General features: G+C 63.1%; 17 protein-coding genes and 2 pseudogenes. 10 read left to right on the top strand and 9 right to left on the bottom strand.

Annotated features, from left to right (window positions below; translation table 11 throughout):
• Nucleotides 1–2: 2 nt before the first annotated feature.
• Entirely contained in the window at nt 3–965 is a 963-nt protein-coding gene (locus REH34_RS26280; protein WP_311969742.1) for a LysR substrate-binding domain-containing protein, read from the bottom strand.
• A 109-nt stretch (nt 966–1,074) separates the two neighbouring features.
• On the opposite strand from REH34_RS26280, the gene REH34_RS26275 reads away from it, so the two are divergent.
• On the top strand, nt 1,075–2,259 hold the full coding sequence (locus tag REH34_RS26275) for an MFS transporter (RefSeq protein ID WP_311969741.1): 1,185 nt from the start codon (nt 1,075–1,077) through the stop codon (nt 2,257–2,259).
• A gap of 17 nt (nt 2,260–2,276) precedes the next feature.
• Here REH34_RS26275 and REH34_RS26270 read toward each other — a convergent pair whose 3' ends face one another.
• Nucleotides 2,277–3,212 carry a DNA-3-methyladenine glycosylase gene (locus REH34_RS26270; RefSeq protein ID WP_226502010.1) on the bottom strand — a complete coding sequence of 312 codons (936 nt, stop codon included), beginning with the start codon at nt 3,210–3,212 and terminating at the stop codon, nt 2,277–2,279.
• Between the two features lie 9 nt (nt 3,213–3,221).
• Nucleotides 3,222–3,800 carry a methylated-DNA--[protein]-cysteine S-methyltransferase gene (locus REH34_RS26265; RefSeq protein WP_311969740.1) on the bottom strand — a complete coding sequence of 193 codons (579 nt, stop codon included), beginning with the start codon at nt 3,798–3,800 and terminating at the stop codon, nt 3,222–3,224.
• Nucleotides 3,801–4,183: 383 nt separating this feature from the next.
• Here REH34_RS26265 and REH34_RS26260 point away from each other — a divergent pair, with 383 nt between their 5' ends.
• Nucleotides 4,184–4,483, top strand: a complete 300-nt coding sequence (locus REH34_RS26260; protein WP_311969739.1) for a hypothetical protein — start codon at nt 4,184–4,186, stop codon at nt 4,481–4,483.
• A gap of 100 nt (nt 4,484–4,583) precedes the next feature.
• Nucleotides 4,584–4,799 (top strand): hypothetical protein, encoded by a 216-nt coding sequence (locus REH34_RS26255; RefSeq protein WP_226502008.1) that lies wholly within the window; start codon nt 4,584–4,586, stop codon nt 4,797–4,799.
• Between the two features lie 145 nt (nt 4,800–4,944).
• On the opposite strand, the pseudogene REH34_RS26250 reads toward REH34_RS26255, so the two are convergent.
• Nucleotides 4,945–5,079, bottom strand: a pseudogene (locus REH34_RS26250) (serine hydrolase); the annotation flags it as partial.
• 156 nt (nt 5,080–5,235) lie between these two features.
• Here REH34_RS26250 and REH34_RS26245 point away from each other — a divergent pair.
• From REH34_RS26245 to REH34_RS26225, 5 genes and pseudogenes are all read left to right on the top strand, one after another.
• Nucleotides 5,236–6,159 carry a TauD/TfdA family dioxygenase gene (locus REH34_RS26245; RefSeq protein ID WP_311969737.1) on the top strand — a complete coding sequence of 308 codons (924 nt, stop codon included), beginning with the start codon at nt 5,236–5,238 and terminating at the stop codon, nt 6,157–6,159.
• A 157-nt stretch (nt 6,160–6,316) separates the two neighbouring features.
• Nucleotides 6,317–8,005 carry a molecular chaperone HscC gene (locus tag REH34_RS26240; RefSeq protein ID WP_311969736.1) on the top strand — a complete coding sequence of 563 codons (1,689 nt, stop codon included), beginning with the start codon at nt 6,317–6,319 and terminating at the stop codon, nt 8,003–8,005.
• Nucleotides 8,006–8,011: 6 nt separating this feature from the next.
• Nucleotides 8,012–9,394, top strand: a complete 1,383-nt coding sequence (locus REH34_RS26235) for a hypothetical protein (RefSeq protein WP_311969735.1) — start codon at nt 8,012–8,014, stop codon at nt 9,392–9,394.
• Nucleotides 9,395–9,651: 257 nt separating this feature from the next.
• Nucleotides 9,652–10,392 (top strand): annotated as a pseudogene (locus tag REH34_RS26230) (ABC transporter permease subunit); the annotation flags it as partial.
• A gap of 3 nt (nt 10,393–10,395) precedes the next feature.
• Nucleotides 10,396–11,160: an ABC transporter ATP-binding protein gene (locus REH34_RS26225; protein ID WP_311969734.1), complete on the top strand. Its 765-nt coding sequence runs from the start codon at nt 10,396–10,398 to the stop codon at nt 11,158–11,160.
• Between the two features lie 37 nt (nt 11,161–11,197).
• Here the strand turns inward: REH34_RS26225 and REH34_RS26220 are convergent, their stop codons facing one another.
• The gene (locus tag REH34_RS26220) at nt 11,198–11,860 is read right to left on the bottom strand and encodes an NADPH-dependent F420 reductase (protein ID WP_409373185.1); all 663 of its coding nucleotides are present in this window, start codon (nt 11,858–11,860) and stop codon (nt 11,198–11,200) included.
• A 104-nt stretch (nt 11,861–11,964) separates the two neighbouring features.
• On the opposite strand from REH34_RS26220, the gene REH34_RS26215 reads away from it, so the two are divergent.
• The gene (locus REH34_RS26215; protein WP_311969733.1) at nt 11,965–12,858 is read left to right on the top strand and encodes a LysR family transcriptional regulator; all 894 of its coding nucleotides are present in this window, start codon (nt 11,965–11,967) and stop codon (nt 12,856–12,858) included.
• On the opposite strand, the gene REH34_RS26210 is transcribed toward REH34_RS26215, so the two are convergent.
• The 3 genes from REH34_RS26210 to REH34_RS26200 all read right to left on the bottom strand — a co-directional run bounded on the left by REH34_RS26210 (nt 12,859) and on the right by REH34_RS26200 (nt 14,421).
• On the bottom strand, nt 12,859–13,200 hold the full coding sequence (locus REH34_RS26210) for a DUF86 domain-containing protein (protein WP_311969732.1): 342 nt from the start codon (nt 13,198–13,200) through the stop codon (nt 12,859–12,861). It lies immediately after the preceding gene.
• On the bottom strand, nt 13,197–13,487 hold the full coding sequence (locus REH34_RS26205) for a nucleotidyltransferase family protein (RefSeq protein WP_311969731.1): 291 nt from the start codon (nt 13,485–13,487) through the stop codon (nt 13,197–13,199). Before REH34_RS26205 ends, REH34_RS26210 begins: the two co-directional genes overlap by 4 nt.
• 67 nt (nt 13,488–13,554) lie before the next feature.
• On the bottom strand, nt 13,555–14,421 hold the full coding sequence (locus REH34_RS26200) for an aldo/keto reductase family oxidoreductase (RefSeq protein WP_311969729.1): 867 nt from the start codon (nt 14,419–14,421) through the stop codon (nt 13,555–13,557).
• Nucleotides 14,422–14,530: 109 nt separating this feature from the next.
• Here REH34_RS26200 and REH34_RS26195 point away from each other — a divergent pair, with 109 nt between their 5' ends.
• Nucleotides 14,531–15,436, top strand: coding sequence for a LysR family transcriptional regulator (locus REH34_RS26195; RefSeq protein WP_311969728.1), 906 nt, complete (start codon nt 14,531–14,533; stop codon nt 15,434–15,436).
• A gap of 58 nt (nt 15,437–15,494) precedes the next feature.
• On the opposite strand, the gene REH34_RS26190 is transcribed toward REH34_RS26195, so the two are convergent.
• Nucleotides 15,495–17,867 (bottom strand): TonB-dependent siderophore receptor, encoded by a 2,373-nt coding sequence (locus REH34_RS26190; protein WP_311969727.1) that lies wholly within the window; start codon nt 17,865–17,867, stop codon nt 15,495–15,497.
• Nucleotides 17,868–18,094: the final 227 nt, after the last annotated feature.

Below are 18,094 nucleotides of genomic sequence, written 5' to 3'. Positions count from 1 at the left end.
CTTCACTGCACTGCCCGCGGTGCAAGCCCGAGCCCGGTCGCGAGAGGGTTGGCCCCCGAAGGCGTCAGGCACTCGGCAAGCATATCCAGCAGTGCCCGCACCTTGGGCTGCATCTCGCGGCTCTTGAGCCACACCAAATTCATCTGCAAGCCATCGGTGGCCAGGTGCGGCAGCACTTCCACGACACTGCCGTCCTGCAAATACCGCGACGCCAGCCAGGTGGGCAGCTGCGCGATGCCCTGCCCGGCCTGCACCGCCATCAACTGCCCCTCGCCGTCACCGACCGCGATGCGCGCGGGCATGACGCGCCGCTCCATCTCACCCGGTTGCGCGCCGGCGAAATACCAGGGATTGGCCATGCCGTTGCCATCGCCGTAGACCACGCAGCTGTGCTGTTCGAGGTCGCGTTCGTCGAGCGGCTCGCCATGGGCCTGCAGGTACTGCGGCGAAGCGCAGAATATCAAGCGCTGCGCACCCAGATAGCGATGCCCGAGGGCGGCCGGCCAGGCGTCAGGGCCGCCAATGCGCACGACGATATCGATGCCCTCTTCCACCGGCTGGACGAAGCGATCGGAGAACGAGATGTGCGGCAGCAACAGTGGGTGGTCGGCGACGAAGCGCAGAATGGCCGGCAATACATGCAGCCTGCCGTATGAGGCCGGCAGGTCGATACGCACTCGCCCACGGGGTTCGGTGTTCTCGATGTCCAGCGCCAGCTCGGCCTCTTCGAGATCGGCCAGCACCTGAGTGCAGGTGCGATAAAAGGTTGTGCCGGCATCGGTCAGCGCCAGTCGCCGGGTGGTGCGCTGGAACAGACGAGTGCCCAGGCGATTCTCGAGGCGCGCAATGCCCTTGCTGACCGCCGAGCTGCTGAGATTGAGGCGCTCGGCGGCAGCGGTAAAGCTGCCTTGGTCGGCTACGCAGACAAACACATCGATGCCCTTGAGGCGTTCTGAAGCAAACATGGCGAGCCCTATTGATGAATCTGATTCAGGCCATTCGAGCATATATAGCCAAGATCCGCGCTTAATTCTTCAATAGACTCGCGCAAATTTCTTTTCGAGTGTGATTGCGATGCCAACCTCTTCCACGGCGCAAGCCCCTGCCCTGCCGCACGCAGGCAGTGGCCTGCAGATTCTGATCATGGCCGTTGCCGCGTTCATTATCGTCACCACTGAGTTCCTGATCGTCGGCCTGCTGCCGGCGCTGGCGCGTGACATGAACATCTCCGTCGCCCTGGCCGGCCAGGTGGTCACCCTGTTCGCCTTCACCGTGATGCTGTTCGGGCCGTTCCTGACCGCGCGCCTGGCTCATCTGGATCGCAAGAAGCTGTTCATCGGCATCCTGCTGGTGTTCGCCGCGTCCAACGCGCTGGCGGCGCTGTCGACCAATATCTGGGTGCTGGCTCTGGCGCGCTTCATTCCGGCGCTGGGCTTGCCGGTGTTCTGGGGCACCGCCAGTGAGACCGCCGGGCAATTGGCCGGGCCGGGCAACGAAGGCAAAGGCGTGTCCAAGGTGTACCTGGGCATCAGCGCGGCGCTGGTGTTCGGCGTGCCGCTGGGCACCCTGGCGGCGGACACGGTGGGTTGGCGCGGCAGTTTCTGGATTCTGGTGGCGCTGTCGCTGCTGATCGCGGCGTTGTTGCAACTGTGCATGCCGACATTGCCGGCCTCGCCGGTCAAGGCAGCCGGTGAAAAGCAGACGGCGATCCTCAAGGAACCGCGTTTTCTGGCCCACGTACTGCTGTCGATTCTGGCCTTCACGGCGATGTTCACCGCCTACACCTATCTGGCCGACATCCTCGAACGCCTGGCGCACGTGCCGGCTGGCCAGGTCGGCTGGTGGCTGATGGGCTTCGGTGCGGTGGGCATGATCGGCAACCAGATCGGCGGGCGGCTGGTGGACCGTACACCGTTGGGGGCGATGGTGCTGTTTCTGTTGGTCCTCGCTGCCGGGATGCTGGCGACCGTGCCCCTGGCGGACAATCGTGTTGGCCTGGTGCTGGCGCTGATCGCCTGGGGTGTCGCTTACACGGCGCTGTTCCCGATCTGCCAGGTGCGCGTGATGCAGGCCGGGGCCAAGGCTCAGGCGCTGGCGGCAACCATGAACATCTCCGCTGCCAACGCCGGGATCGGCCTGGGCGCGATCTTCGGTGGCATCGGGATTGGACACTTCGGTTTGCAATCGCTGGGGGTGATCGCCAGCGCGATTGCGGCGGTGGGTGTGGTGCTGGCAGTGTTGATGATGCGTCGTAGATAAGCGCCGGGCGTATCGGCCTAACCGCCGCGCTGTGTACCTGCTTGATCGGCAATCTCGTTCCACAGGTGCATGGCGGCATAGGCCCGCCAGGGTCGCCATCCTTCACTGCATACTGCCTGCTGCGCGGGCTTGAGCAACGTCGGGTGTTGACGGGCAATGGCCTGCATCAGTACCAGGTCGCTGCCGGGCCAGGCGTCGGTATCGCGCCACGCGCGCATGGCCACGTACTCCACAGTCCAGGGGCCGATGCCCGGCAACCCCAGCAAGGCTTTGCGCAGCGCCGCAATGTCGCTGGCCCCGGTCGCGAGGGCAGGAGCGTCGATGGGCAAACCGTCAGCCACGGCCTGGGCAAAATTCTGCAGAGCCGCAACACGCTTGGTCGGCATGCCGATCAGGTTTAAATCCGCCGCTGCCAAGGCGGCCGGCGTCGGGAACTGCCACGCCGCACCCTCATGGCTGGGACCCTCAGCCGGTCGCCCTGCCCGCGCTACCAGGCGCCCGGTGATGGTGGTCGCGGCCTTGACGCTGACCTGCTGGCCTACAATGGTGCGCACCACCAGTTCAAAGGCCGACCATGCGCCAGGAATCCGCAGCCCCGGCGCCTGGCGGGTCAAGCGCTGCAACCAGGGATCCCGACTCAGGCCCTCGCGCACCTGGGCCGGGTCGGTGTACAGGTCGAACATGTGCATCAGCTTGCCCTCCAGCGCCGCCAGATGGCGACTGGCCGGGCCTTCGAGTCGCGCAATCAGGCACGGTCGATGTGAATCCTGGCGCACTCGCAGCAGGCCGCTGTCACCCTGCCAATCCAGGGTCCTGATATAGCAGCCATCCTCTACCGTCTCGACCCCGGCGCTGGAGCGCCCGCCGTAGAATCGCAGCATGCGTTGCCAATCGAAGGGCGCGCGCAATGGCAGTTCGATCTCGTCCACGGGCATGCCCGCTACCTGCTTCATACGCTGCCCTCAGAAATCCAGTGACTGCTGCATCTTCGCCTGCTCGGCAGTGACCCACTTGCTGCGCCTGCCCGGCGTACCGGTGCCGAGCGCTAAGGCCCCCGCACCAAACTCGATCTTCAACAGCACCTGCTTGGCCAACAAGCCACCGGCGAACCCGGTCAGTTCCCCCGATGCACCGATCACCCGATGGCAGGGCGCGACGATCGAAATGGGGTTGCGCCCGTTGGCGGCGCCCACCGCGCGCACGGCAGTGGGATGGCCGATCTGCGCGGCGATCTGCGAATAGGTGCGGGTCTGGCCGAAGGGAATGGTCAACAGCGCCTGCCAGACTTTCTGCTGGAAGGCCGTGCCGACGAAAGCCAGTGGCAGCTCGAAGCGCTGCCGCTGACCGGCGAAGTACTCATCCAGCTGCCGCGCGGTTTCATCCAGCACTACGTGGCTGTCGACCGGCATCATCTCGCCCAGGCGCACGCGATTGGGGCGCTCGACCTCCCAGAGGATGGCGGTCAGGCCGCTGTCACTGGCCACCAGAGTGAGCACGCCGACGGGGGATGGCAGGGGCTTGCAGTAGTAGGCCGTGGCCAAGGGAGATCTCCTGAGGGGCTGCAATGTTGGCGACTATAGCTCAATCGTCGAGGTACAGAACCTGCCGCGCCGGCGTTCAGGGGGCCGGCGAGTGCCCGCGCAATGACCTGGAACTTGCGCCTCCACGACCCCGCCGCGTTATCGGTAAAGTACTCACTTCAGAGAACTTGCAAACGGATAGGCGATACGCACTGCCCAATACGCGAGCAACCACGAACGCAACTACAAATCAATGTGGGTCCCACTCAAGTTGTATTTATGTGGACTCAGTCTCAATAGCCAAGGCACCTACAGAATATGTAAATGATATCTGTTTTCAACTGTTGCAGCCGTCTAGTCTTTTTGCTAGATTGCGCGCCACGAAAATTCATCAAGGACGTGGAATGTTTTTTATCGTATGGCAAGGATGGGGCTTTCTGGCAGTGGCGATCCCGGTCGTCTGCACGCTGCTCTTCCCCAAACTCCCGTTTGGCATGGGCCTTGGTTTATTGGTAGGTGCTGCCCTCAGCGCGTATATCGGCCACCGCTTGAATAATCAAGCGGGTAATTCCTACATCGACAAAGATACCGGCAACGAAGTGGTGTTTCGCAAGAAGCACACGCTGTTCTGGGTGCCGATGCAGTATATCTCCGTAGTGTGGGTGGTGATGGCTATCTATCTAATGGTGGTTAGCCCGCACTGAAGCGGTAGAAGATTGATATAAGTTCTACCATTTCAAAAACATCACCGCGACGCTCGGCCTCCACGACGGAGGTCTATATCGTTTTTTACAGGGATCCGTCATGAAAGACTTCGTTATCAGCGTCAACAACACCGTCCTCTACATTGCCTTGGGCGTGATCTGGCTCACGGCAATCGTCATGGTCTTCCACAGCTTTCTGGCGGGCGTGGGCACCTTCGTGGTCGGCACGCTCAGCTGGTGCATCGTATCGGGCTTCTGGTTCGTGCAGTCCGCGACCTATGAAGAGCTGCGCAAGCTGAACGCTAAGAGCAACTGAAACAATCAGGCCGCTGAGACCCGTGCTGGCTTTCTACGCTCGCTGGGTCAATGGCTGACGCTATTTACCTTGGCATCACGCTTGCCCTCGACCCGAACGGACAATCGCTCACCCACTCAGCCCCCCGATCCAGCGCAATCTGCGCCTACACCGCATCCCGCAACTCAGCCACAAAACGCCCCGACATCCCCTCGTACAGCGTATTGGTGAACGTCACCACGCTCAGGTCCTGCGCAGCGTCCATCCACCACGAATGCTCATAGGCCCCGCCCCAGCGCAGGCTGCGCACCGACTCGGGCACTACGTTCATTGGCCACGCTCCCGGCCGCCAATAGATACAAAACGCAGCGGCCTATAGCGCAACGTTATTTTTGCCGACACTGGCGCTCGGCATAACCTCGTGCGCTATTTCCGTCGTCTGCCGCAGGTGTCCCGCATGTCGCATCCGCTCCATATCGAACCACTGGCCTTGAACATCGGGGCACTGATCAGCGGCGTCGACTTGCGCGAGCCGTTGCCCGCCGAACAGGTCGCGGCGATTCGCCAGGCGCTGATCCAGTGGAAGGTGATTTTCTTCCGCGACCAGCCCCTCAGCCACGAGCAACACATAGGTTTTGCCCGGCAGTTCGGCGAACTCACCGTCGGCCACCCGGTATTCGGTTCGGTGGAGGGCTACCCCGAGGTGTATTCGGTGAGCAAGACGCGCTTTGGCAAGCGCTTCGAAGGCCCCAAGCTGATCCGCCCCTGGACCGGCTGGCACACCGACGTAACTGCGGCGATCAATCCCCCGGCGGCCTCGATCCTACGCGGCGTGACCATCCCGCCCTTCGGTGGCGACACCCAGTGGACCAACCTTGAAGCCGCCTACGACGCCTTGTCGCCGACCCTGCGCGGCTTCCTTGAAACCCTGCGCGGCGAGCACCGCTTCACTGCCCCCGAAGGCATGGCCGGCAAGCGCGAGTTCCATGACAAGGTGGCCGCGCGCGAACTGGTCAGCCTGCATCCGCTGGTACGCGTGCATCCCGAAAGCGGGCGCAGGAGCCTGTACGTGAGCCCGGGGTTTCTCAAGCGCATCGACGGTCTCACCCCGCGCGAAAGCGAGCAGTTGCTGGCGCTGCTGTTCGAGCACGTGATCCAGCCGGAATTCACCGTGCGCTTCAAATGGAGCGAAGGCGCCATCGCCTTCTGGGATAACCGTTCCACCGCGCATCTGGCGCCCAGGGAACTCACCGAATTGAATCACGACCGCCAGCTCTACCGCATTACCCTGGTCGGCGATATTCCTGTCGGCGTGAATGGTTTGCACTCCGAGGTGCTGGCGGGCGAACCAGTGCTGGCCTATGCCGCCGCGCAGGGCTGACGTGACCCCTTGCACACCCCTGCGTGCCCGGTAAAACGTTGCCTGGCACACACCCCGACATCCTGCTCTTTACTCAGACCGCGCGCGCCGTTCTAATAGCCGGCTTCGCGCCGGGGCCGACTCCAGAGCCCTGCGCTGCACACAAGGAAGCGTGGTCATGATTATCGGCATCGACCTGGGCACCACCAACAGCCTGGTCGCCGCCTGGGATGGCGAACAGGCGCGCCTGCTGCCCAATGCCCTGGGCAACTTGCTCACCCCCAGCGTCGTCGGCCTCGACGACCAGGGCCAACTGGTGGCCGGCGACATCGCCCGCGAACGCCTGCAGACACACCCTCATTTGACCACCGCGCTGTTCAAGCGGCACATGGGCAGCGCCCAGGAAACCCGCCTGGGTACCAAGGCCTATCGCCCCGAAGAGCTCTCGGCGATGCTGCTCGGCAGCCTCAAGGCCGACGCCGAGCGCGCCTTGGGCCAACCGGTCACCGAGGCAGTGATCAGCGTGCCGGCGTACTTCAGCGACGCCCAGCGCAAGGCCACGCGTATCGCGGGCGAGCTGGCCGGGCTGAAGGTCGAAAAGCTCATCAACGAACCCACCGCCGCCGCCCTCGCCTACGGTTTGCACCAGAAGGACGAGACCACTTTTCTGGTCTTCGACCTGGGGGGCGGCACCTTCGACGTGTCGGTGCTGGAGCTGTTCGAAGGGGTGATGGAGGTGCGTGCCAGCGCTGGCGACAACTTCCTCGGCGGTGAGGATTTCGATGATCGCCTGGTGGCCCACTTCATCGCCAAGCTCGGTACCGCCTTGCCGGATACCACTCGCCCCGGCATCAACCAACGCCTGCGCCGCGAAGCACAACGCGTGCGCCACGCTCTGGGCACCACCCAGCAGGCGCGATTTACCCTGCGCGCCGATGATCAGGAATGGCACCTGGACCTGACCCAGGATGATCTGTTCGAGATCGTCCAGCCGTTGCTCGATCGCCTGCGTGCGCCCATCGAGCGCGCCCTGCGCGATGCGCGGATCAAAGCCGCGGACCTCGACGAAGTGCTGCTGGTCGGCGGCACCACGCGCATGCCTCTGGTGCGCAAGCTGGTCGCCACCCTGTTCGGCCGCATCCCGGCGATGCAGCTCAATCCGGATGAAGTCGTGGCCCAGGGCGCGGCCATTCAGGCAGCGCTCAAGGCCCGCGACGCCTCGCTCGAAGAAGTGGTCATGACCGATGTCTGCCCTTATACCTTGGGTATCGAGACCTCGGTGCGCCAAGGTCAAGGCTATCAGGCGGGTCACTACCTGCCGATCATCGAACGCAACAGCGTGGTGCCGATCAGTCGCTCGCAAACCGTCTCCACCCTGCGCGACGAGCAGAGCGCGGTCATCGTCAGGATCTACCAAGGCGAAAGCCGGCTGGTGAAGAACAACATCTACCTCGGCGAACTGGAAATCCCCGTGCCGCCGCGCAAGGCTGGCGAGGTCGACCTCGAGGTGCGCTTTACCTACGACAACAACGGTTTGCTCGAAGCCCAGGTGCATTTGCCGATCAATGGTGAAACCCGCCTGCTGGTGATCGAGAACAACCCCGGCGTGCTCGCCAAGGAAGAGATCGCCCAACGCCTGGCCGCCCTGCAGGCGCTCAAGGTGCACCCGCGCGACCAGCAGACCAACACCCTGCTGCTGGCCCGCCTCGACCGTCTCTACCAGGAAAACCTCGGCGACCGCCGCCAGTACATGGCGCACCTGGCCGGGCAGTTTCAGCAGTTGCTGGACACTCAGGACGAACGCCAGATCCGCGAGGCGCACAGCGATATCATGGCGCGCCTCGTGCAATTCGAGCTCGAGGGGTAGGCGGCCATGGGGCACTGGCAACTCCTGCAACTGGAACCCGAAGCCGACGAGCGCAGCATCAAGCGCGCCTATGCGCGGCTGCTCAAGATCCATCGCCCGGACGAAGACGCTGCGGCCTTTCAGCGCTTGCGCGAGGCCTACGATGCAGCGCTGCAAGAGGCACGCTGGCGCGCCGACGTGTACGCGCAAGAACCGATTGAATCAGCGCCCAGCCCGGCGTTGACACCGGCGCCCGAGGTTGCGCCGCAGATGGCGCCGACGCTCGAACCGCTGGCGACCCCGGCGCCAACCGTGCCACCGCGGCAACTGTCCCCCACCCAGGTCAACCCTGCGCCTTTCGAGTTCATATCCAGCGCCAGCGCCCCGGATGTCTCCCTGGCGCAGATGCGTGAATGGCTGGCCGAGGGGCATGAACGTCCGGTGTTCGAAGCCTTGCAGCTGTGGCTCGCCAGCGATTGGCTGCTGCCGTTCGATCGTCGCCAACAGTTCGAACAGGACGTCCTCGAATGGCTCGAAGGTGCACCACGCTGGTCGCCGGCGTTTTTCGAGCGTGTGTCTCAAGCGATGGGCTGGGATGAGGAGCGCGGTGATCTGCCGTGCAACCACTGGCGCTGGGGCGCGTTGATCCGCCGCTGCGAAGCGGCCGCCTGGGCCGATACCCTGCAGCGTGAGCTGCAACAGGACCCCCCCAAGCAAGCGCGTGAGCGGGCTGCGGCGTTTCTGCTCAAGCCCATGAGTGACGCCCGCCGCCGCGCCATGGCGGACCGTTTCAAGGCCGAAGACTGGCAAGCCTGCGAAGCGCTGAGCGACGCCCTCGCCTACCAGTACCCAGAGGTAGCGCAGCACCTTGGCATGCCGTTGCTGGAAAACTGGCGGGACTGGCAAAGCGCCCCAGTCAATAACGCGATCTACTTCTATCTCTGGCTGGCTATTGCGCTGGTGATGGCCTGCGCCAACGTGCTGGCACCGACAGGTGACAAACCGGGCGATCTCGGTGCCACACTGGTGGTCGACTCGGTGGTCATGGTGCCGCTGCTGCTGTTCGCCGGTACCGCGCTGCACTGGCTCTGGCGCCAACTGGCCATAAAGATGAGCCGCCTGGATATCTGGCTGACCCGCAAGATGCTGCCGCAACACTGGTATTGCCAAGGCACGCGGCTGCTGGTGTTGCGTCATTTGTTGCCCTGCTGGGTATTGGCGGACTTCGCCGCCGACCGTACTGCGGTCGTCCCGGGGTTCTATTGGCCGACCTTCGCGCTGATATTCGCAGGGGGTGCACTGCTGACCCGCCTGTCCCAGCGCGGTCAGGTGCGCATACCCTGGGCCAGGATAGGCTTCTTCCTGGTGATGATAGTGCTGTACATCGTGGGCAAGATGCTGGGTCACTGACCAGGCATATTATAAATATTACGAATCTCATCAAGTCCCGTTATTAAAATAGATCATCTGGAAAGATCTGAGGTTATTCACAAATAAACTTTCACTGGCGTTTTTAATACCCCTAGGATGGGCCGGCCAATCGCTATTTCGGACGCCCCATGACTACTTCCCAGCGCTCTGCGTCGGCCACGCTGATCATCGATAAACCGGCCGCCGCAGTGGCGCGAGCCGCAGCACGAAAACCCCGGCTGCCTGCTTGGGTGATTCGCTGCATCAGCCCGCTGGCGATACTGCTGCTCTGGCAACTGAGCTCGCAGCTTGGCTGGCTGCCCTCGCGTGTCATCGCCGCGCCCTCGCAGATCGGCGATACGCTGTGGGCGATGATCCTCTCCGGCGAGCTGGCGAAAAACCTGCTGGTGTCGCTGCAACGGGCGGTGGCGGGGCTGGTGATCGGCGTCAGTATCGGCGTGGTTGCCGCATTGATCAGTGGCCTGTCCAAGCGCGGCGAGGTGATCCTCGATTCACCCATGCAAATGCTGCGCACCATCCCCTCCTTGGCGCTGGTGCCGCTGTTCATCCTCTGGTTCGGCATCGGCGAGTTCACCAAGGTCGCCCTGATCGTACTGGGCACCACCTTCCCGGTGTACCTGAACCTTTTTTCCGGTATTCGCAACATCGACCCCAAACTCATCGAGGCGGCCAACACCCTGGGCCTCAATCGCGCCGAGTTGATCTGGCACGTGATCCTGCCGGGCGCCCTGCCGTCGTTCTTCGTCGGCCTGCGTTACGCCTTGGGTGTGTCGTGGCTGGCATTGGTGTTCGTCGAGCAGATCAACACCACGGCCGGCATCGGTTTTCTCGCAAGCGACGCGCGGGACTTCATGCGCACCGATGTGATCGTCATCTGCTTGCTGATCTATAGCGTGCTGGGGTTGTTGATCGATGGCCTGATTCGCACCCTGGAACGTTTCGCGCTGGCCTGGCGCCCCACTTTTACAAGGACTTGACGCATGGCAATCGCTGACGCTTCCGGGAGCCAGAACGCGCCGGTGCAGTTGCACAATCTGGTGCGCCAGTTCGGCGACCAACGCGTGCTCGACGGCCTGGACCTGAACATCGCTGCGGGTGAATTCGTCGCCTTGCTGGGTGCCAGCGGCTCAGGCAAGACCACCTTGCTGCGCACTCTCGCGGGCCTGGACAGCATCGACAGCGGTCGCTTGCGCGTGCCCAAGGCGCGCGCGGCGGTGTTTCAGGAACCGCGGTTGATGCCCTGGAAGCGCGCCTGGAAAAACGTCGTGCTGGGTTTGCACGTCGACAACGCCAAGGCACGCGCCATCGAGGCACTGACCGAGGTCGGCCTGGCCCATCGCCTCAATGCCTACCCGGCGACCTTGTCCGGCGGCGAGGCGCAGCGCGTGGCCCTGGCCCGCGGCCTGGTGCGTGAACCGGAACTGCTGTTGCTCGACGAACCCTTTGCGGCGCTGGATGCACTGACGCGGATCCGCATGCACGAGTTGATCATCGAGCTGTGGCGCAAACACAACCCTGCGGTGCTGCTGGTGACCCACGACGTGGATGAAGCCATCCTGCTGGCCGACCGAGTGATCGTGCTGGCCGACGGGCGTATTGCCGAGCAGTTGCAGATCGATCTGCCGCGCGCACGCCACACCGGTCAGCACGGCTTTCAGGCGTTGCGGGCGAAGTTGCTGGGCCAGTTGGGTGTGCAGTCGCAGGCCGAGCCGGTGCCCGAGGCAGCGCGCTATGCGCACGGGTGAATCGTCGCAATTGGATGTCTAGGAAGGGCCCCTACGCTCAGTGCCGCCAAGAGCCATGGGGCAGTTCCACCTGCCGCTCTGCCGCAGCCAGCGCTTGCTTGAGGCCGGCCTGGTCAAACGGTCTGCAATAGGCCGGCTTGGCCCGTTCGAAGCGCCAGCTGTCATCCAGATTGCCGGCATCCACTGCGTCGAAACCGAGCTCATCGAGCAACTTGATGACCTGCTGCGCGGCCTGCGCATCATCCGCTGCGATGGGCAGCGCGCGGCGGTCGGCGGCGCCGCGGGGGCGGCCGTCCTGCAACAGGTCCTGGGCCAGGATCGCGTTGAACACCTTGACCACCCTCGCCCCGCACAGATGTTCGGCGAGCAGGCGGCTGGTGGTGGTTTCGAAGCGATCCAGCGCGGCGATGTGGCCGTCGCGTTCCGGGTAATAATTGTTGGCATCCAGCACCGTCTTGCCCTCCAGCCACCGGGCCGCGATGCTGCGGTAATGCTCGAAGGGGATGGCCAGCAATACCAAATCGCCAAACTGCGCCGCCTGCTCGACGGTACCCACCTGACTGCCCGGCAGATTACTCATCACACTGCTCAGACTCTTGGGCCCGCGAGAATTGCTGAGCATTACTTCATGCCCCGCCGCGAGGGCCAGCTGCGCGACACTGCGGCCAATGAAACCTGCACCGATGATTCCGATTTTCATGTGAATACTCTGCTGTTGAACAAGACAAGGTCTATGATGATTCGCCATCAGGCGTAGATAAATCGCCATTGCCGACTTAGTCTCGTTACCAGGAGTAGTGAATCATGGACCGCCTGACCAGCATGGGCGCTTTCGTCATGGCTGCGGAATTCGGCTCTTATGCCAGCGCTGCCGAGCGCTTGGGCCTGTCGGCGCAAATGGTCGCCAAACATGTCGCGGCGCTTGAACGACACTTGGGCGCGCGCCTGCTCAACCGCACCACTCGCCGGCAGAGCCTGACCGAGCTGGGCAGTGCCTATTACGAGCGCTGCAAGCACATTCTGAGCGAAGCCGAGGCCGCCGATTCGCTGGCGCAGATCATGAACGACACCCCACGCGGCAAACTCAGGATCACCGCGCCGGTAGCCTTTGGCTCCTACGTGCTGATGCCGTTCATCACGCAATTTCTACGGCAGCATCCCGAGGTCGAGATCGACCTGCACCTGACCGATCGCTTCATCGATATCGTTGAAGAGGGTTACGAAGTGGCCTTTCGCATCGGCCCGCTGAACAACTCCAGTCTGACCGCGCGGCCGCTGGCACCCTACCGACTGGCGGCCTGCGCGGCGCCGCGGTATCTGGCCGAGCGCGGCACACCACGCACCCCCGCCGACCTGCAGGCGCACGAATGCCTGAGCTACACCTACTGGGCACGCCCCGCCGAGCGCGAATGGCAATTCAGCCAAGGGGCTGAGCACTATAGCGTGCGGGTCAACAGCCGCTTGCAGGTCAACGAAAGCAAGGCCCTGCTCACCGCCGCGCTGGACGGCTTCGGCATTGTGCTGGGGCCTGTGGACTTTCTCCAACCGGCGCTGCAGAGCGGCGAACTGGTGCAACTGCTCACCGACTACGCGGCGCCGAGCCGCGAGATGCATCTGCTGTACACCGCCAATCGCCAGCGCACGGCGAAGCTGAGGCGGTTTATCGAAGCGGTGCTGGTGAGGTTTGGGCGCGGGTGACTATTCGGTCCCGGGAAGAATCACAAGCAATTCAGGAAGCGCCAATTTCAAAGTGTCCCAGACGATATCCAGGTTGATATCGAAGTAACCATGGGCAATTCGATTACGCATATTGCGCATGCTTCGCCATGGGACCTGAGGATGACCTGCAGTGAATTCAGGGTATCGATCCATGATCTTGGTCGAAGCCTCGCCCAGAATAATCAAGCTCATGATTACCGCCTGCTGGGTCCGTTTGTCGTCCAGGAAGTCGTCTTTATCGAAGCCATCGACAAAGATCAGCGCATCCTGCGCCGCCTGACGAATATGCTCTAAGTAATCACCCAGTCGCTGTTCGGTCATACCGGACGGGCCTGTTCGACTACCTGAGCCCGGAACTTGATCGGCAAATCGCCAGGAGTGAGCACGTCGACCGTCACGCCTAGAAGATCTTCCAGCTCAGCCTGCAGCCCCCCTAGGTCGAACAAGGTAGCGCCAGGGAGCGCGTCTACCAGCAGATCCAGATCGCTGCCGTCTTGATCTGTACCCGCCAATACCGAACCGAAGATCCTTGGATTGGCAGTCCGAAAACGCCCGACGACTTCACGGATCGCGGCTTCTTTGTTATGCAGGGCGGCTGAGGGGCGCATGGCTAATCCTGTTGGACATCGGCTTGCGTAGTCTATCAGAGCGCGCCCTGACGGCTAGCCACCGTCTCTAAACCCCCGCCCCACCTATCCCGTCCAGCTCGCCCAGCACCTCGCTCGGCAGCACCAGCTCGGCCGCAGCCAGATTCTCGCGCAGGTGAGCGACCGAGGAGGTGCCGGGGATCAGCAGGATGTTCGGCGCGCGTTGCAGCAGCCAGGCCAGTGCGACCTGCATCGGTGTGGCCTGCAAACGCTGTGCGACCTGATTCAGCGCCTCGGATTGCAGCGGGCTGAAGCCGCCCAGCGGGAAGAACGGCACATAGGCGACGCCCTGAGCGGCCAGCTCGTCGACCAGTGCGTCATCGCCGCGTTGCGAGAGGTTGTAGAAGTTCTGCACGCAGACCACCTTGGCGATGCCTTGCGCCTGCTTGACCTGCGCGGCCGTGACGTTGCTCACGCCCAGATGGCGGATCAGGCCTTGCTGCTGCAACTGGGCCAGCGCCGAGAACTGCGCCTCGAGTGACTCTTCCTTGGGCTCGTGCATATTGCCCCAGGCGCGGAAATTCACCACGTCCAGAGCCTCGAGGCCGAGGTTGCGCAGGTTGTCGTGCACCGCCTGCACCAGCTCGGCCGGGCTTTGCGCCGGGTTCCAGGAGCCATCGCTGCCGCGCATGGCGCCGACCTTGGTGACCAGCGTCAGGTCCTGCGGGTAAGGCGCCAGCGCTTCGCGGATCAGCTGATTGGTGATGTGCGGACCGTAGAAATCGCTGGTGTCGATGTGATTGACGCCTGCCGCAACGGCCTCGCGCAACACGGTGAGCGCCGCCTGGCGATCCTTGGGCGGACCGAACACCTGGGGGCCGGCCAGTTGCATGGCGCCGTAGCCGACGCGGTTGACCTGACGGTCGCCAAGCTGGAAGTGCAGTGCATGAGGCATATGAGTCTCCTGGGGTAAACGCTGGATATGAGCACCCAGGCACTATAGGCGTTGACCCCCTGCGTGATAATGGAGTGAAATCGGCACGGGTTGTACGGGAGAGCGAACAATGAAAACCGATCTGCAAGACCTGCTGGCCTTGCGCGCCGTGGTGCAAGCCGGGGGCTTTCGGGAAGGTGCGCGGCTCAGTGGCAAGTCCGCCTCGAGCCTCAGCGACGCCGTGCGCCGGGTCGAAGCCCACCTGGGCGTGCGCCTGCTCAACCGCAGCACCCGCAGCGTCGCCCCTACCGAAGCCGGCAGCCGCCTGCTGGAGCGGCTGGTACCGGCGCTGGACGAGGTCGAGGCAGCGCTGGATGTGGTCAATCACTTTCGCGACCGCCCCGCTGGCACCTTGCGCCTCAACGTGCCGGTCAGTGCCGCGCGCCTGGTGCTGCCGGCAATCATTACGCCGTTCCTCCAGGCCTACCCGAATATCCGCCTCGAGGTGGTCGCCGAGGAAAGCTTCGTCGACATGCTCGCCGCCGGCTTCGATGCGGGCATCCGCTACGACGAGCGCCTGGAGCAGGACATGATCGCCGTGCCCATCGGCCCCCGCGTGCAGCGCTTCGCAGCAGCCGCCGCGCCGGCTTACCTGGACCGCGCCGGCCGCCCCGCGCACCCCCGCGAGTTGCTCGATCACGCGTGCCTGCGCGGCAAGTTCCCCAGCGGCAACGTACCGGTCTGGGAGTTCGAGCGCGGCGAAGACAGCCTGCGCGTCGACCCTACCGGGCCGCTGCAGGTGAGCATCGGCGGCGCCGTCGACCTGGCGGTCGATGCCGCCGTGCGCGGCCTGGGCGTGGTGTATCTGTTCGAAGACTGGCTGCGGCCGTACCTGGACAGCGGTGCACTGGAGCCGGTACTCGAAGAGTGGTGGCCGGCGTTCAGCGGGCCGTTCCTCTACTACCCCGGACGCAAGCATCTGCCCGCGCCACTGCGGGCGTTCGTGGACTTCATCAAGGAGCGCAACGAACCCTGAGCAGAAATGATAAACCCCGCGTGTGCGGGGTTTATCGGCAGCGTTCAAGCGCGAGGGATCAGAGCGTCCACTTGAGCGAGAACATCAGGTTGCGTGGGTCGCCGTACTGGCCGGCGCCGCCGGATTTCGGGATCCCTTGCCAGTAGCGCGTATTGAAGACGTTGTTGAAGTTCACACGGCCATCCCAATGGTCGTCGAACTTGTAGCCGGTCATCAGGCCGACGATGCCATAGGCCTTCTGATCGGCAGTGCCCGTCCCGACCCGGTTGAACGTCGCACTCTGCGCGAACAGATCCGCACCCACCCGCCATTTGTTCAACTCACCCGGCAAGTTGTAGTTGGTCGCCAGTTTGAACAGGTGCTTGGGCTGTTCAGGTGCGAACAGCTTGCCTTCGTTGCTCTTGGTAGCGTCCTCGACGTACTGGCTGAGCACGTAGGTATAGGAGGCGGAGAACTGCCAATCGGGTGTGAGGGCCCCCGTCAACTCGGCATCGATACCCTGGCTGCGGACCTTGCCTGCAGCGGCGTAGCACGCCTGGGGATAGGATGGGCAATTGATCTGCGGGTCCTGAACCGCGTAGGCGCGGTCTTTCTGAACCATATCGAATAATGCCACCGAGGCGTTCAGGGTCTTGTCGAAATACTCGCCCTTGAGGCCGATCTCGTAGTTTTCACCCGACATCGGATCCAGCACGGTCTTATTGACGTCCAACTGGCTCTGCGGCTTGAAGATCTGCGTGTAGCTGGCATACAGCGAATAGGTGTCGTTGAGGTCGTAGATGACACCGGCGTACGGTGTCACCTCCTGACTCACGTTGTAGTCACCCGTCCCCGACCGGTCGTCGTAGTCGTACCAGCTGATACGGCTGCCGATGATGACGTGCAGCGGATCGATCGGATTGAAACGGGCGACCGCATAGGCGGCCTTTTCGGTGGCCGTATTTCGCAACTGCCATTTAGTCATGTCGACGCTGGGCTTGGCGATCGCGCTGTGATCCAAGTGATAGATGTCGATCGGCGTGCCGTCGGTCCAGCCACCGTATTGGTCGAACTTCTCGCGCCGATAGCTCGCCCCCACCGCCAGTTCGTGCTCGCGTCCGAACAATTGAAACGGCCCCGAGAGAGAAGCATCCAGGTTGGTCTGATCATCACTGTCGATGTACTTGCCCGAATACTGGCTCCAGCCGGTGGCGGAGCTGTAGCCCGGATAGCTGGAAAAGGTGTCCGCATCGGCCCAGATCTTGGCGGCAGCCAGTTTGCCGGTCCAACCGTTATCGAAACGGTGGGTGACATCGGTGAAGACACTGACGTTGTCCTTGTCCCAGTACGACCAGTCGTTGCTCAGAAAGGTCGAGCGCGCCAGGTGCAGGTCTTCACCGTTCGGCCCGCTGGGCAAGCCGCCCCAGTCCGAGGTGTTGTCGTCCCGCTGCTTGGAGGCGCCCAGGGTCCAGGTGGTGCTATCGCTGAGGTCGGCTTCGAGAATGCCGTAGAACGTCTGGCGCTGGTTCTCGCGCACGTCGGCGAAGCTGTGCTGGTCCTGATAGGCCGCGACCACGCGACCGCGCAGAGTGCCCGAGTCGTTGAGCTTGTTGGAGGCATCCACCTCGGTGCGATAGCGATCCCAGCTACCCGCGCTGGTAGTGACGCTGACCTGCGGCGTGGCGGTCGGACGCTTGCGCACCAGGTTGAGAGTAGCCGCCGGGCTGCCGGCGCCGGTCATCAAGCCGGTCGCCCCGCGCACCACCTCGACGCGGTCGTAGATGCTCAAGTCCGCCGACGAGATCACGTCTTGGGTGTAGGTGCTGATGCTGGTCGGCAGCCCGTCGTACATGATGTTGTCGATCTTGAAGCCGCGCGCCAGAAACTCCTGCCGATCGGAGGCGGTCTTGTGCAAGGTCACCCCTGGCGCGAACTTGACCACATCGTTCAGGTCATTCATGCCCTGATCTTCCATGCGCTGACGAGTGATCACGCTCACCGACTGCGGCGTCTCGCGAATCGACAGATTGAGCTTGGTCGCGGTGTTCATTGAACCGGTGGTGTAGGACTTCGTACCTTCGGTGGTGGCGACACCGGCGAGGCTGGTGTCTGCGTTAGCGTTGATGTTGACACCGTCCAGGGTCACCGCTCCCGACGCCTGCTGCACGACGCGTACCGAATGGCCCTCGACGCTTGAGGTCAGCCCGCTGCCCGCCAGCAACTGTTGCAACGCCTGTGCCGGCTCCAGATCGCCCCGCAGCGCTTGCGCGTGTTTGCCGGCCACGGTTTGCGGATCGAACGTCACCTGCAGGCCGCTGGCCTTGCCAAGCTGACTCAGAGAAGTCGCCAATGGCTGGGCTGGCAGATCCAGGTGAACAGGCGCTGCCGATGCAGCAGTGGACAGCCCGATCGCAATGGCTGCGGTCAGGGCGGACAGAACGGGACGGAGCATCTTGTGGTTCCTGAGCTAGGCAAAATGCACGTTGCTCCTTGGTGGAAACCGGCGCGCTAGACGTGCAGGTAGATGGCCAAGGGCTACGTGCGGGAGCGCAAATGTAACAAAATACTCAGGCTTGTAAATGGTAATTAGTCGCAAATGTTAAGATTTCTGGTTATTGATCTTGCATCCTCGATACAAAATATCGGGTCGAGCCCAGCATTGCGCAAGACAGCAAGCGA

It is taken from the genome of Pseudomonas baltica (assembly GCF_031880315.1).
Classification (GTDB): domain Bacteria; phylum Pseudomonadota; class Gammaproteobacteria; order Pseudomonadales; family Pseudomonadaceae; genus Aquipseudomonas.
Note: the sequence above shows the minus strand (reverse complement) of the source record. Positions and strands in the feature narration are given on the sequence as shown.

Excerpts from the sequence above, each read along its gene's own strand:
- REH34_RS26215 (WP_311969733.1), top strand. The coding sequence starts at position 11,965 with ATGGACCGCCTGACCAGCATGGGCGCTTTCGTCATGGCTGCGGAATTC.
- REH34_RS26235 (WP_311969735.1), top strand. The coding sequence starts at position 8,012 with ATGGGGCACTGGCAACTCCTGCAACTGGAACCCGAAGCCGACGAGCGC.
- REH34_RS26280 (WP_311969742.1), bottom strand. The coding sequence starts at position 965 with ATGTTTGCTTCAGAACGCCTCAAGGGCATCGATGTGTTTGTCTGCGTA.
- REH34_RS26275 (WP_311969741.1), top strand. The coding sequence starts at position 1,075 with ATGCCAACCTCTTCCACGGCGCAAGCCCCTGCCCTGCCGCACGCAGGC.
- REH34_RS26270 (WP_226502010.1), bottom strand. The coding sequence starts at position 3,212 with ATGAAGCAGGTAGCGGGCATGCCCGTGGACGAGATCGAACTGCCATTG.
- REH34_RS26195 (WP_311969728.1), top strand. The coding sequence starts at position 14,531 with ATGAAAACCGATCTGCAAGACCTGCTGGCCTTGCGCGCCGTGGTGCAA.
- REH34_RS26245 (WP_311969737.1), top strand. The coding sequence starts at position 5,236 with ATGTCGCATCCGCTCCATATCGAACCACTGGCCTTGAACATCGGGGCA.
- REH34_RS26240 (WP_311969736.1), top strand. The coding sequence starts at position 6,317 with ATGATTATCGGCATCGACCTGGGCACCACCAACAGCCTGGTCGCCGCC.
- REH34_RS26260 (WP_311969739.1), top strand. The coding sequence starts at position 4,184 with ATGTTTTTTATCGTATGGCAAGGATGGGGCTTTCTGGCAGTGGCGATC.
- REH34_RS26255 (WP_226502008.1), top strand. The coding sequence starts at position 4,584 with ATGAAAGACTTCGTTATCAGCGTCAACAACACCGTCCTCTACATTGCC.
- REH34_RS26205 (WP_311969731.1), bottom strand. The coding sequence starts at position 13,487 with ATGCGCCCCTCAGCCGCCCTGCATAACAAAGAAGCCGCGATCCGTGAA.
- REH34_RS26190 (WP_311969727.1), bottom strand. The coding sequence starts at position 17,867 with ATGCTCCGTCCCGTTCTGTCCGCCCTGACCGCAGCCATTGCGATCGGG.
- REH34_RS26210 (WP_311969732.1), bottom strand. The coding sequence starts at position 13,200 with ATGACCGAACAGCGACTGGGTGATTACTTAGAGCATATTCGTCAGGCG.
- REH34_RS26220 (WP_409373185.1), bottom strand. The coding sequence starts at position 11,860 with ATGAAAATCGGAATCATCGGTGCAGGTTTCATTGGCCGCAGTGTCGCG.
- REH34_RS26225 (WP_311969734.1), top strand. The coding sequence starts at position 10,396 with ATGGCAATCGCTGACGCTTCCGGGAGCCAGAACGCGCCGGTGCAGTTG.
- REH34_RS26200 (WP_311969729.1), bottom strand. The coding sequence starts at position 14,421 with ATGCCTCATGCACTGCACTTCCAGCTTGGCGACCGTCAGGTCAACCGC.